This window comes from Streptomyces sp. NPDC019937 (assembly GCF_040631655.1).
In the GTDB taxonomy this organism is placed as follows: Bacteria; Actinomycetota; Actinomycetes; order Streptomycetales; family Streptomycetaceae; genus Streptomyces.
Genome location: NZ_JBEYAL010000002.1, coordinates 238,267 through 253,625, shown reverse-complemented (window position 1 = coordinate 253,625; position 15,359 = coordinate 238,267). Strand labels below are relative to the sequence as shown.

Annotated in this window: 11 protein-coding genes; 7 read left to right on the top strand and 4 right to left on the bottom strand. The window is 74.8% G+C overall.

From position 1 onward, the window contains the following. The first annotated feature begins 1 nt into the window (after position 1). Positions 2-655 (top strand): cell wall protein, encoded by a 654-nt coding sequence (locus ABZ562_RS02835; RefSeq protein ID WP_361473059.1) that lies wholly within the window; start codon positions 2-4, stop codon positions 653-655. Further along, complete coding sequence (locus ABZ562_RS02830; RefSeq protein ID WP_361473056.1) at positions 652-1,530, top strand: MauE/DoxX family redox-associated membrane protein; 879 nt, start codon at positions 652-654, stop codon at positions 1,528-1,530. Before ABZ562_RS02835 ends, ABZ562_RS02830 begins: the two co-directional genes overlap by 4 nt. Here the strand turns inward: ABZ562_RS02830 and ABZ562_RS02825 are convergent. Beyond that, positions 1,519-4,932, bottom strand: a complete 3,414-nt coding sequence (locus ABZ562_RS02825; RefSeq protein WP_361473053.1) for a SpoIIE family protein phosphatase — start codon at positions 4,930-4,932, stop codon at positions 1,519-1,521. The genes ABZ562_RS02830 and ABZ562_RS02825 overlap by 12 nt on opposite strands. Before the next feature lie 158 nt (positions 4,933-5,090). Here ABZ562_RS02825 and ABZ562_RS02820 point away from each other — a divergent pair, with 158 nt between their 5' ends. Together ABZ562_RS02820 and ABZ562_RS02815 are read left to right on the top strand one after the other, a co-directional pair. After that, a complete protein-coding gene (locus ABZ562_RS02820; RefSeq protein WP_361473050.1) occupies positions 5,091-5,939 on the top strand; it encodes a ribonuclease BN in 849 nt (282 codons plus the stop codon). Positions 5,940-6,012: 73 nt separating this feature from the next. Further along, the gene (locus ABZ562_RS02815) at positions 6,013-6,747 is read left to right on the top strand and encodes a Mut7-C RNAse domain-containing protein (protein WP_361473047.1); all 735 of its coding nucleotides are present in this window, start codon (positions 6,013-6,015) and stop codon (positions 6,745-6,747) included. A 13-nt stretch (positions 6,748-6,760) separates the two neighbouring features. Here ABZ562_RS02815 and ABZ562_RS02810 read toward each other — a convergent pair whose 3' ends face one another. Then, entirely contained in the window at positions 6,761-7,915 is a 1,155-nt protein-coding gene (locus ABZ562_RS02810; protein WP_361473044.1) for a PP2C family protein-serine/threonine phosphatase, read from the bottom strand. 94 nt (positions 7,916-8,009) lie between these two features. Here ABZ562_RS02810 and ABZ562_RS02805 point away from each other — a divergent pair, with 94 nt between their 5' ends. Then, complete coding sequence (locus ABZ562_RS02805; RefSeq protein WP_361473041.1) at positions 8,010-8,858, top strand: DNA-formamidopyrimidine glycosylase family protein; 849 nt, start codon at positions 8,010-8,012, stop codon at positions 8,856-8,858. A gap of 101 nt (positions 8,859-8,959) precedes the next feature. On the opposite strand, the gene ABZ562_RS02800 is transcribed toward ABZ562_RS02805, so the two are convergent. Beyond that, positions 8,960-9,535 carry a LuxR C-terminal-related transcriptional regulator gene (locus ABZ562_RS02800; protein ID WP_361473038.1) on the bottom strand — a complete coding sequence of 192 codons (576 nt, stop codon included), beginning with the start codon at positions 9,533-9,535 and terminating at the stop codon, positions 8,960-8,962. A gap of 641 nt (positions 9,536-10,176) precedes the next feature. Then, positions 10,177-10,470, bottom strand: a complete 294-nt coding sequence (locus ABZ562_RS02795; RefSeq protein ID WP_361473035.1) for a hypothetical protein — start codon at positions 10,468-10,470, stop codon at positions 10,177-10,179. Between the two features lie 25 nt (positions 10,471-10,495). Between ABZ562_RS02795 and ABZ562_RS02790 the strand changes: the two genes are divergently transcribed. After that, entirely contained in the window at positions 10,496-10,768 is a 273-nt protein-coding gene (locus tag ABZ562_RS02790) for a hypothetical protein (RefSeq protein WP_361473032.1), read from the top strand. A gap of 103 nt (positions 10,769-10,871) precedes the next feature. Beyond that, positions 10,872-15,308: a cation-transporting P-type ATPase gene (locus tag ABZ562_RS02785; RefSeq protein WP_361473030.1), complete on the top strand. Its 4,437-nt coding sequence runs from the start codon at positions 10,872-10,874 to the stop codon at positions 15,306-15,308. The last annotated feature ends 51 nt before the right edge of the window (positions 15,309-15,359 follow it).

Below are 15,359 nucleotides of genomic sequence, written 5' to 3'. Positions count from 1 at the left end.
CATGAGCGCGCACCGGATCTCCGACCCCCTCGACCGCCGCCGCTTCCTCACCGCCGCAGCGCTGCGCGGCGTGACCGTCGTCGGAACGGGCGTCATCGGCGCGACCGCGCTGGGCGCCGTGGACGCCGGCGCCGTCTTCGCCGCGCCCCTGCGCCGCCCCCTGGACCCGGCGGTCCCCGCCAGTGCCTTCGTGGAGGGGCGGATCACCTCCGTCGACGGCGGTGTGCTGGAGGTGGCGGGCTCCTACGGCGACCACGCCCGGGTCCGGCTCACCGGCGCCACCAGCGTCTGGAAGGTACGCCCCACCACCGCCGCCTCCATCGAGACCGGCGACGGGCTCTACGCACGCGGCGTCCCGATGCCCGACGGCACGGTCGCCGCCGACGCGGTGTGGGTGAACATCGTGAACCTCCACACCACCATCCGCGGCATCGAGAAGACCCGGCTGCACCTCGCGCACGGATCGCACGAGATCGTCGGCAACATCCTCCCGGACACCTCCAGCGCCTCCTACTCCGGCGCCGCCCCCACCGCCGACCTCTCCGGGCTGCGGATCGGGCAGGACGCCCAGGTGCTGGGCGCCTGGCGGCCGTCCGACGACTCCGTGGACATCGTGAGCGTGGCGGTCGGGCCGGGCGCGGGGCGCCGCCGGTGAGCGCCGCCGCCCTCGATCTCGCCGCGCCGCTGCTCGCCGGGGTGCTGGCGACGGCCGGGGCCGGCAAGCTCGTCGGCCACGGCACGGCCCGTACGGCGCACCGGACCGCGCTGGCCCGGCTGCTGCGCGGCGGCCGCCGCGCGGCGCCCGCGCTGCGCGCCCTCGGCGCCCTCGAACTCCTGCTGTCCGCCGCGCTGCTGGTGCTGCCGCCGTCGGTGGCCGCGGGCGGGGCGGCCGCCGTGCTCGGCGCCGGTTTCCTCGGCTACCTCGGGTACGCCCGGGCGGCCGCGCCCGGGGCCTCGTGCGGCTGCACGGCGCGGGACGACGGACCGGTGGGGGCCAGGGCCTTCGCCCGGGCCGCCATGGTGGTGGCGGGCGGTGTCGCCGTGGCGCTGGCCCGGCACCCCTGGTGGGTCACGGCCCCGCGGCACCCGGCCGCCACCGGGTGCTGCGCCCTCGCGGCGGCGGCCGGGCTGCTGGCCCTCCGCGCCGACCGCCGGTGGCGTATGCCGTGGCGCAGGCTGCGCCTGCGCCTCACCGGACACCCGCTGGCCGGGGCCCCGAACGGGCCGCGGGTGCCGCTGGCCGCGACGGTCGAGCTGCTGGAACACTCGCTGGCCTGGCAGTCCACCGCGCCCCTGGTGCGGTCGGCGCTGCTGGACCACTGGGACGAGGGCGGCTGGCGCATCCTCCGGTACGCCGGGCTCCACGCGCCCGGCGGCACCGCGCGACCGCTGGTGGTGCTCTTCGCGCTGGACGCGGGGGCGAGCCGGGACGCGGTACGGGAGCCCGCGGTGCGGGTGAGCGTCCTCGACGCCGACACCGGCGAACCGGTGGCGGCGGGGGACCGGGCGGGAGACCCGTTACGGCGTTGACGCGGCCAGCAGCGCCGTGTCGTCGTCCACCCGGCCCGGTATGTCCAGCAGCCCCAGCGCCCGGTCGATGATCGCCTGCGGATCGGTGAGGACGGGCGGGGCGAGCCCGTCGCAGGCGCGCCGCAGCGCCGCCAGACCGTCGTCGAGGGGCAGCCGGCTGTTCTCCACCAGCCCGTCGGTGAACAGCAGCAGTCCCGCGCCGGGCGGCAGCCGCGTCTCGTGGCCGGGCGGCGGCTCGTGCGCGAGGCCCAGCGGGGCGCCCGGAGCGACGTCGAGGAAGCTCGTCGTCCCGTCCGCCACCAGCAGCGGCGGCAGATGGCCACTGGCCGCGTACCGCAGCCGCCGGGTGCGCGGCTCGTACACCGCGTACAGGCACGTCGCGAAGTGGTCGACCTCCAGGGAGCGCAGATAGGCGTCCAGCTTGCCCAGCAGTACACCGGGGGAGGCGCGGTCCAGGGCGAAGCCGCGCAGGGTGGAGCGCAACCGGCCCATCACGGTGGCGGCGTCCACGTCATGGCCCATCACATCGCCGATGGTCAGCCCCATCTCGCCGTCGGGCAGCGCGATGACGTCGTACCAGTCGCCGCCGATCTCGGCGCCGCTGGCGCTCGCCTCGTAGTAGGAGGCGGTGCGCAGTCCCGGCATCTGGGGGAGGGTCTGTGGCAGCAGGGCGCGCTGGAGGGTCATCGCGAGATGGCGCTCGTTGCGGAAGCGGGCCGCGTTGTCGTAGGCGAGGGCCAGACGGCCCGCCACGCCCCGCAGATACTGCCGGTCGGCCATGGTGTACGCGCCCTCGCGCCGGGCGATGGCCAGGGCGCCCAGCATCCGGCCGTGCGCGAGCAGGGGTACGGAGAGCAGGGTGCCGCCGGTGGGGGGCGCCCCGGAGGTGGCGCCCGCGAGCAGGGTGTCGGCGAGGGCCCGGTCCAGGCGGTCGTCCGGCGCCACGGGCTCCCCGGCGGCGTACACGGGCCGCTCGGCGCGGGGGTCGGCGAGGCGGACGCGTATCTCGTCGGCCAGGGCCGGGATGAGCAGCCGCCGGGCGGTGTCCAGGACCTGCGGCGGATCGAGGGTGTCGGACAGCAGCAGGCTCGCCCGGGACAGCGAGGTGAGCATGTCCGCCTGCCGGCGGCTGTCGCTGAGCACCCGCTCGCGCAGCCGGGACAGCTCCAGGTTGGCGCCGACCCGGGCGAGGAGCTGCCGGGCCGAGAAGGGCTTGGCGAGGTAGTCGTCGGCGCCCGCGCCCAGCCCCCGCACCGTGGACTCCTCCCCGGCCCGTGCGGTCAGCATGATGATCGGCAGCCGGGTGGTCCGGGGGTCGGCGCGCAGCGCCCGCACCAGCCCGAAGCCGTCCAGGCGCGGCATCATCACATCGGTCAGCACCAGATCGACGGAGTGCTCCAGGGCGGTGTCCAGCGCGGCGCGGCCGTCGGCGGCGAGGAGGACGTCGTGGTCGCGGCCGAGGAGATCACCGAGATAGGACCGTACGTCGGCGTTGTCGTCGGCGACCAGCAGCCGGGCCCGCCCGGCCGGGGCGGGCTCCGGTTCGGCTTCCGGGGCCCGCGCTTCCGGGGTCTCCGCTTCCAGGGGCCCGGGCGGGGCGGTGTCGAGCCAGTTGCGCGCCTCCTGGGCGTACGGGGCGGCGCGCTCGGCCTCCTCCGTGGTGCTCCGTACGGCCGGCGCCTCGCGCGTGACGTCCTCCAGATGCGCGGTGCCGAACGGTATCTCCACCGTGAACTCGGTGCCCCGGCCCGGGACGCTGTTCACCGAGATGGTGCCCGAGTGCAGCTCGACCAGGTCCTTCACCAGCGCCAGCCCGATGCCGCTGCCCTCGTACGACCGGGACAGTGCCCCGCGCACCCGGTGGAAGCGCTCGAAGAGGTGGGGCAGCTCCTCCGGCGGGATACCGGTGCCGGTGTCGCTCACGGTGAGCCGGGCGTGGCGGCCGGCGGCGGCCGTCCGGACCGTGGCCCCGCCGGTGAAGGTGAACTTCAGCGCGTTGCTGATCAGATTGAGGACGATCTTCTCCCACATCTCCCGGTCGATGTGCACCGGCTCGGGCAGCGGCGGGCAGTCCACCTCCAGGGTCAGCCCGGCCAGGTCGAAGGAGGTGCGGAAGATGGCCGCCAGTTCGGCGGTGACCCGGGACAGGTCCACCGGTTCGAACGCGCCCTTGAGCCCTCCGGCCTCCACCCGGGAGACGTCCAGCAGGGTGTTGACCAGCTTCAGCAGCCGCAGCGCGCTGCGCTCGGCCAGCTCCAGCTGGGACCGCCGCGCGGGGCGGTCCTCGTCGGCCAGCGCCTGCTGGACCGGGCCGAGGATCAGGGTCAGCGGCGTACGGAACTCATGGCTGATGTTGGAGAAGAACACCGTCTTGGCCTGGTCCAGCTCGGCCAGCGTCTCCGCCCGCCGCCGCTGCTCCTGCTGGGTCAGGGCCGCCGACAGAGCCGCCCCGACGGTGGCCGCCAGCACCTCGAAGAAGTCCTGGTAGGGAGCGGTGGCGGGCAGCCGCGGATTGACGCCCATCACCAGCACGCCCTCCACCGTGCCCGAGCGGACCAGCGGATGGGCCAGCGCCTCCTGCCCGGGCATCGAGAACAGCGCGCCCGGCAGCCGGGCCGGTGCCGCGTCGCCCACGATGGCCGCCAGCCGCGCCGCCAGGCCCGTCGCCTCCCCGCTCCGGTCCGGCGACAGCTCCCGGATCGCCTCGACGGCCCGCTCCGGGACGGCGGCGGACGCGGCGAGCCGGAGCCCGCCGGGCGCGGTCACGAGGTAGAAGGCGGTGAAGGGGACGTCGTCCCGGTGGATGTCCAGCATCTCCGCGACGGTCCGGGCGACGCTCTGCGGGGTGCGCAGCCCGGCGGTCCGCGCGCCGAGCCCCGCCAGCAGCCGCAGCCGCCGCTCGCTGAGCACCCGCGCCGTGGTCTCGGTGACGACGCACAGCACCCCGCCCACCGTGCCGTCCTCCAGCAGCAGCGGCTGGAAGGAGATGTCGAAGTAGGACTGCTCCAGGAAGCCGCGGCGCTGGATGACGAAGGCCCGGTCGGTCACCAGGGAGGGCTTGCGGTTCTCCCGCACGCTCTCGAAGAGCGGAGCGGCGGACAGCTCCCAGTTCTCGGGGAAGACGTCCCGGCCGAACCGGCCCAGCGCCCCCGGATGCTTGGAGCCGATGATGGCCATGTAGCCCTCGTTGTACAGCATCGTGTAGTCGGGGCCCCAGAAGAGGGCCATCGGCTGCTCGCTGAACAACACGATGCGCAACGCCTCGACCAGCCGCGGAGGCCAGGCGTCAATGGCGCCGAGGGGTGTCGCCGACCAGTCGACCGCGCTCATCATCCTGCCGAGCGCACCGCCCTCGGCGAACAGCTCTCCGGCAGGTGTCTGCTGGTTCCCGGGCCCGTTCATCGCGGCAGCTTCCCTCTCACATTCTGGCACAGGACCGCCGCCGGGCCAGTGGGCCGCGGGCACCGTGGGTTGCACGGGCATCCGCACTGAGTACGCTGGACGATGCGTTACGTATTGGGGCATATCGCATGATCTGGTGGTGGGGGAGTGGGAGTGGTATGTCCGAGCAGTTCCCCGACTCCTCCCACCGCCGCTCGCGTTTCCGGCGGCTGCACCGCACGTTCCACCGGTCCCCGGCCGGGCGGGGGTGGCGCAGGGGGAGCGAATTCGAGCTGATGCACCGGGCGCTGGGGTTCGCCGCGCTCGGCTTCCTCACGCTGGTGCCGCTGCTGATCGTGGTCGCCGCCGCCGACCCGGTGAACCGGCACGGCTTCGCCCAGTGGCTGGCCGAAGGGCTCGGGGTGTCCGCCACCTCACGGGACGAGGTCCTGGACCTGTTCGCCCCGCCGAGGCGGTCGCTGGAGACCACCACCGCGTTCGGTCTGGCCACGCTGGCCCTCTTCGGGCTGACCTTCTGCGGGGCGGTGCAGACCGGCTACGAGAAGGTCTGGGAGCTGCCCCCGGGCCGCTGGCACACCGTGTGGCGCCATCTGGTCTGGCTCATCGTGCTCATCGGCTACCTCCTGCTGTCGTCCCACCTCGGCCCCGGACCCGTCCGGCTGGCCGTCGCCGTCGTCGGCACGGTGCTCTTCTTCTGGTGGTCGCAGCGGCTGCTGCTCGGCGGGCGGATCAGCTGGGGCGCCCTGCTGCCGGGCGCCCTCGCCACGGGCGTCGGGCTGTGGGGGCTGCGGGTCTTCTCCCGGCTGGTGTTCTCGCCGCTGATCGCCTCCAGCGCGGTGTCCTACGGCCCGGTGGGCACCGTGCTGGTCGTGCAGTCCTGGCTGGTCGGCGTCGGCTTCGTGGTCTTCGGCGGGGCGCTCGTCGGCCGGCTGCTGCACGAGGAGTATCTGCGGCTGGTGACCTGGCGCCGCACACGACGGCGCCTGGAGCGCTCCGGCGGCGCCTGACCCTCGAGGAAGGACGGCGGCACGGGGGCGAAAACGCGTCGCCCGCGGGGGACACGCCTGGCATGCTGGCGGTGTGAACGGACCGGAGATCCAGCTCAGCCTCGCCCCTGAACTGCGGCTTTTCGCCGCCCCCGAACGGCGCCGGGACCGCACGGCCGTCACCACCGACGGCGCCTCCACTCTCGGCCATGTCGTCGAGTCCTTCGGGGTTCCGCTCACCGAGGTCGGCCGGCTGCTCGTCGACGGCCGGGAGACCGCGGTCTCGCACGTGCCGGGGGCGGGGGAGTCGGTGGAGGTGCACCCGGTCGCCCGGCCGCAGCGGGTCCCGGGCGCCCCGCTGCGCTTCCTGCTCGACGTCCACCTGGGCACCCTCGCCCGCCGCCTGCGGCTGCTGGGCGTGGACGCGGCGTACGAGAGCGAGGACATCGGCGACCCCGCGCTCGCCGCCCGCTCAGCGGCCCAGCGCCGGGTGCTGCTCTCGCGCGACCGGGGGCTGCTGCGGCGGCGCGAGCTGTGGGCCGGGGCGTATGTCTACAGCGACCGGCCCGAAGAACAACTGCGCGACGTCCTCGGCCGGTTCACCCCCTCCCTCGCCCCGTGGACCCGCTGCACGGCGTGCAACGGCGCCCTGGAGGACGCCGACAAGGACACGGTCCGCGGGCGGCTGGAGCACGGCACGCGGAGCACGTACGAGGTGTTCGCCCGCTGCGCCGCCTGCGAGCGCGTCTACTGGCGCGGCGCCCACCACGCCCGGCTGGAGGCGATCGTGGCGGCCGCCGTGGAGGAGTTCGGCGCCCCGGTCCCCTGAGCCGCTGGAGGAGTCAGGGCTCCGAGCGCCACCCCGGCTCGGCGCCCGCCGCCCGCTCGACGAGGACCATCGCCGCGTCATCGGCCAGCCGCCCCCCGGCGTGGTGGACCAGCGCGTGGCGCAGCCGATCCAGGTACTCGGTCGGGGTGGCGCCCTCCACGGTCTCCATGACCCGCGGCAGCGGGAAGAACTCGTTGCAGTGGTTACGCGCCTCCAGCACTCCGTCGGTGTGCAGCAGCAGCCGGTCGCCGACGGCGAACGGGAAGGTCTCGACGCCGATCGGGGGCGGGGTCAGGAACTCCTCCAGGCCGAGCGGCGGCAGCGGGCGCACCGGGCCCAGCGTCCGCACCTTGCGGTCGTGCAGCAGCAGCGGCGGGGGATGGCCCCGGTTGATCAGCTGGACCATGGCCGTGTCGGGCACCACCTGGGCGAGCACCACGGTGACGAACTGCTCGGCCCGTTCGTCCCAGTCCTGGAGCCGGGACCGGTCCAGCAGGTCGTATTCGCGGCCCAGCGCCGCCGCGCACCGCCGCATCACCTCGATCAGATCGTGTTCGTAGTGCACGGCCTCCCGGAAGGCGCCCAGGATCGCCGCGGCGGACCGCACCGCGGCCAGCCCCTTGCCGCGCACGTCCCCCACGATCAGCCGCACTCCGTAGCGGGTGCCCACCGCCTCGTACAGATCGCCGCCGATCTGCGCCCCGCGCTCGGCGGCCATGTACACGCTGGCGGTGCGCACCCCGCCCATCCGGGCGGGCAGCGGCCGCAGCACCACGTTCTGGGACACCTCGGCGATCCGGCGGACCTGGCTCAGCTCCCGGTCCCTGCGCTCCCGGACGGCGCTGCTCGCCACGCTCGCCACGGACACCACGAGCAGCGCCAGCAGATTCGCGTACACCGGCTGGGTGCCCCAGGCGTGGTTGTGGGTGGCGGTGAGGGCGCTGATCCCCGCGGCCAGCAGCACCACGCCCCCGGTGCCGGCCGGGCCCATGGTCACCGCGGCCAGCGCCGGGGCCGGGGTGAGCAGCGGACCGGTGTAGATCACGTGCGCGGGGGTCAGCTCGATGGTGACGACCGCCGCCATGACCACGAACGGCAGGCACCGCGCGATCGCGAAAAGCGTCTGATTGCGATCGCTCGCCCTCGACTCGGAGCGGATGAATCGCATAACCAGGTACTTTATCCGACCAGGGCAAAGATGTGGATATCCTCACCTTTCCTCCCTCCGGGCCGTCCTCCGGCGCCCGGCGTAATCTGGCGATATGCCCGAGCTACCGGACGTCGAGGGCTTCCGCCGCACCGTGGTCTCCTGCGCGCAGGGGCACCGGATCGAGCGGGTCGAGGTGTTCGATCCCGGGGTGCTGCGCGGGGTCACCGCACAGCGGCTGAAGCGCGAGCTGGAGGGCCGCCGGTTCGCCGCCCCGCGGCGTCACGGCAAGTGGCTGATCGCCCCGCTCGGAGGTCCGGTCGGGGGGCCGGTCGGGGGGCCGGTCGAGGGTCCGGTCGAGGGTCCGGTCGGGGACCCCACGCTCATCCTGCACTTCGGCATGACCGGGGGGCTGGTGTGCCGCTCCGAGGGCGATCCGCCCGAGCGGTTCGGCCGGGTCGTCTTCACGCTCGACGACGGCCATCAGCTCCGCTACCACGATCAGCGCAAGCTGCGGGGTCTGTGGCTCGCCGCCACCGAGGCCGATGTGGGCCGGATCCTCGGCGAGCAGGGCCCGGACGCGCTCACACTGGGCCGGGGAGAGCTGGACACCCTGCTGGAAGGGCGGCGCGGACGGGTCAAGGCCACGCTGACCGACCAGTCCGTCGTCGCCGGGCTCGGCAATCTGCTGGGCGACGAGATCCTGTGGCGGGCGCGGGTCCATCCGAAGAGCCGGACGGGCGATCTGGGCCCCGATGAGCGGCGGCGGCTGCACACCGCGCTGCGCGGGGTGCTGCGCACCTCGGTGCGGGCGGGGCAGGTGCCGCCCCGGCCGTCCTGGCTCACCGGTCACCGCGACGACCCGGATCCGCACTGCCCGCGCTGCGGCCGCCCGCTGCGCCGCGGAAAGATCGCCGGGCGGACCAGCACCTGGTGCCCGCGGTGTCAGCCGGAACGCTCCTGACCGGTCCGCCGCTCAGGGCTGTCGAGGGGGTGGCCGACGGAACCCCCTATCTCGCCGGCCACCGGATACGTCATCTGACGCGATATCACTTCATGGCCGGGTCACTTGACGAAGTCCGGGCGGACCCGGGCCGGCCAGGTGCCGACGGTCAGCATGCCCGCCGCGTACGCGCGCGAGACCAGGGCCGCCCGGTTGGGCGCCTTCATCTTCCGCAGCATCGATCCCACGTGGTACTCGACGCCCTGGCGGCTGAGGTAGAGCTTGGCGGCCATCTGTACGGTCGAGGCGCCGGTGGCCACGCCCTCCAGTATCTGTGCCTCCAGCGGCGACAGCAGATTGCGGCTCTGGGTCGCGGTGTCCTCCTCGGCCTTCTCGTCATCCGGCTTGACCAGCACGACGATCGCCGACAGCGTGTCGGACGGGCCCTGGACGGCCGTGCCGGTCAGCTCGCCCGAGAACACCCGCCCTCCCGAGCGGTGGCCGACCACGCGCTCCGTGAAGCGGGTGCGCCGCCCGTCGTGCAGCCGAAGGAAGTGCTCCCGCAGGACGGCGGGTGCGCTGGGGTCGAGCAGGTCGAACAGGTTCCGCCCGCACAGCTCCGCCGACGTTCCGCCGAAGTGCCGGAAGAAGTCCTCGTCTCCGGCGAGGATTTGGAGGTCGAGGGCGAGGGTGGCCATACCGGCGGCGTGGCATCCGGTCACGGCGCGGGCCCGGTTCCGGTCATGGGTTAAGCCCGATGATGCCTGCCCGGGCAGGCGGCGGGCGCCCTGAGTGGTGTGGGGGTGAGCCATGGAGAGTACCGCTTTCTGTTGTCTCAACAACGGCATGGTCGTGCGCAAACCGGAAAAAGCTGAGGTCACGGCCCTGCCACCAGCCTCCGGACCGGCGCTGGAAGCGGACCGTGCGACGGTTCCAGTGACGGGTGTTAGATGCGCTTCATGGTATATACCAACGTTTCGACTGCTTGCCGCTGCCCGTTTGTGGTCAACTTCTGCCCGTTTCCTGCCCGTGTGCCTTGGTGAAATGGTCAAAGGCGCCGCTGAATGGGGAAAGCGGGCATCACTCGCGCATCGTGAAGTCTCGGTGATTCCCCAGTCTGTCCCACATCACCGTGTCGCGGGTGTCGCGGACACCGGCGATTCCGGCCGCCGGCTCAGGTCACCCGGCGGGCCTGAGGTGGCCCCGGCACGTGGGCACGAGGGCGCCGCCCGGGGGCGGTACGTCCTCGGCGCGGCGCGCCGGAACGAGCCCCCGGGCGGCCGGGGGCCGCTGCCGGTGTTCGGGGGTGTTCAGGGCGTTCGGGGCGGGGCCGCCGTGGTCAGGCCTTGCGGGTCTCGGACGGTGGCGCCATCACCCCGCCGCGCCGCAGCACCGCGTAGCCGACCCCGACGCCCACGGCCACCGGCCATTCGATCACCTCGGCGACGCCCAGCACCCCGAGCCCCGCGTACAGCGGGAGGCCGCCCTTGGCGGGCAGCACCCGGCGGGCCGCCGCGATCGGCATCAGCGCCACGTTCGCCGCGCTCTTCGCCGCCCGGCCGACGCGCTCACCGTCGACGCGGTCGAGATGGGTCGCGCTCGCGGCGCGGTCGAGCCGCGTCGCCTGCGCCACGTGGCCGAGGCTGGGGACCGTCACCGTGAACCGGTGGTCACCCTTCTGGGGGGTGGGCTTCGCGGACTTCGCCGCCTTCGCCGTTTTCGACCTCTGCGTGCTCTGCGCCGCCTTCGTCTTCCCCGACTGCGCGGACTTGGTGGCGGCCGCGGTCTTCGACGGGGCCCGGCCCTTCGATGTGGCCTGGCTCCGGGCCGACTTGCCGGCGCCGCGCGCCGACGACCGTGCCGTCGCGGAGGTGCTGCGCTTGCGGGAGCTGGTGGGAGTGGTCACTGGTCTCACGTCCACACATGATTGACATCCGGAATCTTCTTCCTATTTCAGGGTAATCGGAATCAACCGGACAGACCGCTCCACACGGAAACCGCGCCGCGGACGCCGACACACCGGAGGTCTCACCGATGACGACGCTGCCTGGGCTGCACTTGACGAAACCCCCGATGCTGGAGCCCCTCACCCACGGAGTGGCCGCACGGGTACGGGACGCCGCCGGCGCGGTCGGGCGGCTGGTCCACCCGCCCAGCCGTGGGGTGTGGTCGTACCCGGGCCGCTACTACATCGAAGTGCACGGTGTGCACGGGATCGGCGGGGAGCAGGTGGCGAACCGGGTGGAACAGGCCCTCGAAAACCATCCGGGCGTGCTGTGGGCGCGGGTGAACGCGCCCTCCGAGCGGGTCGTCGTCGCCGTCACGAAACCGCCCCCGCGCGAACTGGAACTCGTCGCCCTGATCGAGCGCGCCGAGACCCAGGGCCCCGTCGCCCCCGCCGAGGAGTTCGACGCATGGGCCCCCGAACCACGCCACCCCTCGGGCGGGCCCCGGGAGGCCCAGTCCCTCGCCGTGGTCGCCGCGGACGTGCTGGGCCTGAGCGTCGCCACCGCCCTGCGGCTGGTCCCCTGGCTCCGGCTGCCGGCCGAGGTGAGCGCGTCGGTATCCGCCATCCAGAACCACCCCCGGCTGCGCCGGCTGGCCCTGGCCGTCACCCGCGGCGAGCCCACCGAGGCGGCCCTGCCCGTGCTGAGCGCGCTGACCCAGGGCGTGGCCACCAGCGGCGGCGGGCTCGCACTCGACCTCGCCCAGCGCCTGGGCCTGTGGCGGGAGGCCAGGGCCGAGGGCGAGGCATGGGCGGCGATGGAGCCGCATCTGGTGCACGGGCCCCAGGACGTGGCCGCCGAGCCCATCGTGGTGGAGCGGCCCGGCCCCACCCCCAGGGACAGCATGGAGCGGTTCGCGGAGCGCTCCATGGCCACCGGGGCGGCGGTCGGCGCGCTGACCGCCCCGTTCGCCGGACCGCGCCGCGGGCTGGCCGTCGCGTTCTCGTCCATACCGAGGGCGCCCGGCGCCGGGCGCGAGGGATTCGCCACCAGCCTCGGCCGGTTCCTGGCCCTGCGCGGCGTCCTGGCCATGGACCGCAGCGCCCTGCGGCGGCTCGGCCAGGTCGACACCGTGGTGCTCGACGAGGCGGCGCTGCGCGGCGACCGGTACGAACCCATCGACCTGGAACTCCTCGGCGGCGCCGACCCCGAGCAGGTCGCGATGCGGCTCTTCGACCTCTTCGACCCGGACGCGCCCCTGGAGGTCCGGCGCGACAACGGATGGGTGCTGGGGCCGCTGGACCGGCTCGAGCTGACCGGCCGCACCGGTCGGCACACCGCGGCCAGGCTGCGCCGCAAGGGCAGTGAGCGGACCCTGGGCCTCGCCCGGGGACAGCGGCTCCAGGCGGTCGCCGGGCTCGCCGCCCAGGCGGTCCCGGGCGCCGAGGCGGTGGCCGCGGCCGCCCGCCGGGCGGGCGCGCGCATCGTCCTGGCCACCGACCGGCCACCCCCGACGGCCTTCACCTTCGCCGACGCGGTGGCACCGGCGGGCCGCCGCCTGGTCGCCTCCGTACGCGCCCTCCAGGCCGACGGCGCGGTCGTGATGCTGCTGTCGGGGAACCGCCGGGCCCTGGGCGCGTCCGACTGCGGCGTCGGGATCCACCACGAGGGCGAGCCCCCCGCCTGGGGCGCCCATCTGCTCGTCGGCGCCGACCTGGACTCCGCCGGGATCATCGTGGACGCGGTCGGCGTGGCCGCCCAGGTGGACCGCGAGAGCGCCCTGCTGTCGGCCGGCGGCAGCGGCATCGGCGCGGTCGCCGCCCTCAAGGCCCCCCGGGACCAGGCCACCGCGCGCGGCGCGGCGGCCGGCACCACCGCCGGTGCCATCGCGTTCGGCCTCGGCAACTGGCGCGCCCGGCAGCTGCTCTCCCGCCCGCTGGTGCCCCCGGTGACCACCACCCCCTGGCATCTGATGCCCGTACCCCGGGTGCTGGAGCGCCTGTCCTGCGACCCCGGCCAGGGGCTGACTCCGGAGCAGGCCGCCACCCGGGCGGGCAAGGCGCCCACCCGCACCGGAGAACCGACCGGCACCAGCCTCCCGGCGGCGTTCATCGAGGAGCTGGCCAACCCGCTCACCCCGGTCCTGGCCGCCGGGGCCGCGCTCGCCGCCGCCGTCGGGTCGCGCACCGACGCCGCGCTCGTCGCGGCCATCACCGCCACCTCGGCGCTCGTCGGCGGCTTCCAGCGGGTCAGGACCGAACGGGCGCTCGCGGAGCTGTTCGCCAAGTCCGCGGTCGGCGCCCGGGTGCGCCGCGGCGGAACCGAACGCCTGGTCACCGCCGGGGACCTGGTCCTCGGGGACATCATCGCGCTGGGCCCGGAGGACGTCGTCCCGGCCGACTGCCGGGTGCTGGAGGCGGACGGCCTGGAGGTCGACGAGTCGTCGCTGACCGGCGAATCCCTGCCGGTGCCCAAGAACCCGGCGCCGGTGGTCGCCGCGCAGATCACCCAGCGCAGCTCGATGCTCTACGAGGGCACCACCGTCTCCGCCGGGCGGGCGCAGGCCATCGTCGTGGCCACCGGCCCGTCCACCGAGGTGGGCAGGAGCCTGGCCACCGCCCGCCGCGCCGCACCCGTGACCGGTGTCGAGGCGCGGCTCACCGCGCTCACCCGCTCCAGCGTCCCCATCGCGCTCGGCTCGGCCGCCGCCGTGTCCGGGGCCGGGCTGCTGCACGGCCTCCCGCTGACCGAGAACCTGGCCTCGGCGGTCAACCTCGCCGTCGCCTCCGTACCGGAGGGCCTGCCGTTCCTCGTCAACGCGGCCCAGCTGGCCGCCGCCCGGCGGCTGGCCGACCTCGGCGCCCTGGTCCGCAATCCGCGCACCATCGAGGCGCTCGGCCGCGCCGACGTGCTGTGCTTCGACAAGACCGGCACCCTCACCGAGGGCACCCTCCAGCTCGCCGCGGTCGGCGACGGCGGCGGCCCGCAGCCCGCCGACCGGCTGGACGCCCCGCGCAAGGACGTGCTCGCGGCCGCCCTGCGGGCCACTCCGCCCGCCCGCCAGGCCGAGCCCATGGCCCACCAGACCGACCGCGCGGTCATGGCCGGGGCGCGCCGCGCCGGGGTCGCGGTACGCCGGGGCGCACCGCGCTGGCGGCGCACCGACGCGCTGCCCTTCGAGCCCTCCCGCGCCTATCACGCCACCGCCGGGGCCACCGTGCGCGGCACCCTGCTGAGCGTCAAGGGCGCCCCGGAGAGCGTGCTGGAGCGCTGCGTGCGCAGGCAGGCGCCCGACGGGGCGGCGACCACCGCCCTGGACGACGGGGGCGTCGCCGAACTGACCGCGGCCGCCGAGGAACTGGCCGGCGCCGGGCGCCGGGTCCTCGCCGTGGCCGAACGCCCCATGCGGGCCGGGGAACAGCTCACCGACGAGTCAGTGCGGGACCTGGTCTTCCGCGGGTTCATCGCGCTGGCCGACCCGGTGCGCACCAGCGCGGCCCCCGCGACCGCGCGGCTGCGCGAGGCGGGCGTGCACACCGTGATGCTCACCGGCGATCACCCGGCCACCGCCGAGTCCATCGCGTCCACCGTCATCGACGCCACCGAGCTGAAGGTGTGCACCGGGCCCGACCTGGACGAGATGGCCGACGCCGAGCTGGACGAACTGCTCCCCACCGTGGACGTCATCGCCCGCTGCAGCCCCCACCACAAGGTCCGCATCGTGCAGGCCTACCAGCGCCTCGGCCGGGTGGTGGCGATGACCGGCGACGGCGCCAACGACGCCCCCGCGATCCGGCTCGCCGACATCGGGATCGCCCTGGGACGGCGCGGCACCCCGGCCGCGACCGCCGCCGCGGACCTCGTCGTCGGCGACGACCGCCTGGAGACGATCGTGTCGGCCCTGATGGAGGGGCGGGCGATGTGGGCCTCGGTCCGGGCCGCGCTCGCCATCCTCATCGGCGGCAACCTCGGCGAGGTCACCTTCAGCGTGCTCGCCTCCGCCATCGCGGGCAGCACCCCGCTGACCGCCCGGCAGATCATGCTCGTCAACCTGCTGACCGACCTCGCGCCCGCGCTGGCCATCGCGGTGCGCGAACCCACCGGCCACGCCGGCGAGCGGCTGCTCAAGGAGGGCCCCAGCCGCTCCCTGGGCACCGCGCTGAACCGGGAGATGATGCTGCGCGGCATCATCACGGCCGCCGGTGCGGGCGTGGCGTGGACGGGCGCGCGGCTCACCGGCCGCAAGCGCCGGGCCAGTACGGTGGCGCTCGTCGCCCTGGTCGGTACGCAGCTGGCGCAGACCCTGGCCACCGGGGGACTGGACCGGCATGTGCTGATCGCCGGGCTCGGCTCGGCCGCGGTCCTCGCCGGGATCATCCAGACGCCGGGCGTGAGCCAGTTCTTCGACTGCACCCCGCTCGGCCCGCTCGCCTGGGGGATCACCCTCGGCTCCATCGCCGCGGCCACCGTCATCGGCTCGGTCATGACCCCGCTGGTCCGCGGCGCGGTGGCCCAGGAGCCTTGAGGGCGTCGGCCCGTCCGCCGCCCTGCCGCTGCCCGGGATTCCGCGACCCTC

What these genes read in the sequence shown, in the direction of transcription:
- ABZ562_RS02820 (WP_361473050.1), top strand. Translation starts at nt 5,091, where the DNA reads ATGTCCGAGCAGTTCCCCGACTCCTCCCACCGCCGCTCGCGTTTCCGG.
- ABZ562_RS02805 (WP_361473041.1), top strand. Translation starts at nt 8,010, where the DNA reads ATGCCCGAGCTACCGGACGTCGAGGGCTTCCGCCGCACCGTGGTCTCC.
- ABZ562_RS02785 (WP_361473030.1), top strand. Translation starts at nt 10,872, where the DNA reads ATGACGACGCTGCCTGGGCTGCACTTGACGAAACCCCCGATGCTGGAG.
- ABZ562_RS02810 (WP_361473044.1), bottom strand. Translation starts at nt 7,915, where the DNA reads ATGCGATTCATCCGCTCCGAGTCGAGGGCGAGCGATCGCAATCAGACG.
- ABZ562_RS02800 (WP_361473038.1), bottom strand. Translation starts at nt 9,535, where the DNA reads ATGGCCACCCTCGCCCTCGACCTCCAAATCCTCGCCGGAGACGAGGAC.
- ABZ562_RS02825 (WP_361473053.1), bottom strand. Translation starts at nt 4,932, where the DNA reads ATGAACGGGCCCGGGAACCAGCAGACACCTGCCGGAGAGCTGTTCGCC.
- ABZ562_RS02835 (WP_361473059.1), top strand. Translation starts at nt 2, where the DNA reads ATGAGCGCGCACCGGATCTCCGACCCCCTCGACCGCCGCCGCTTCCTC.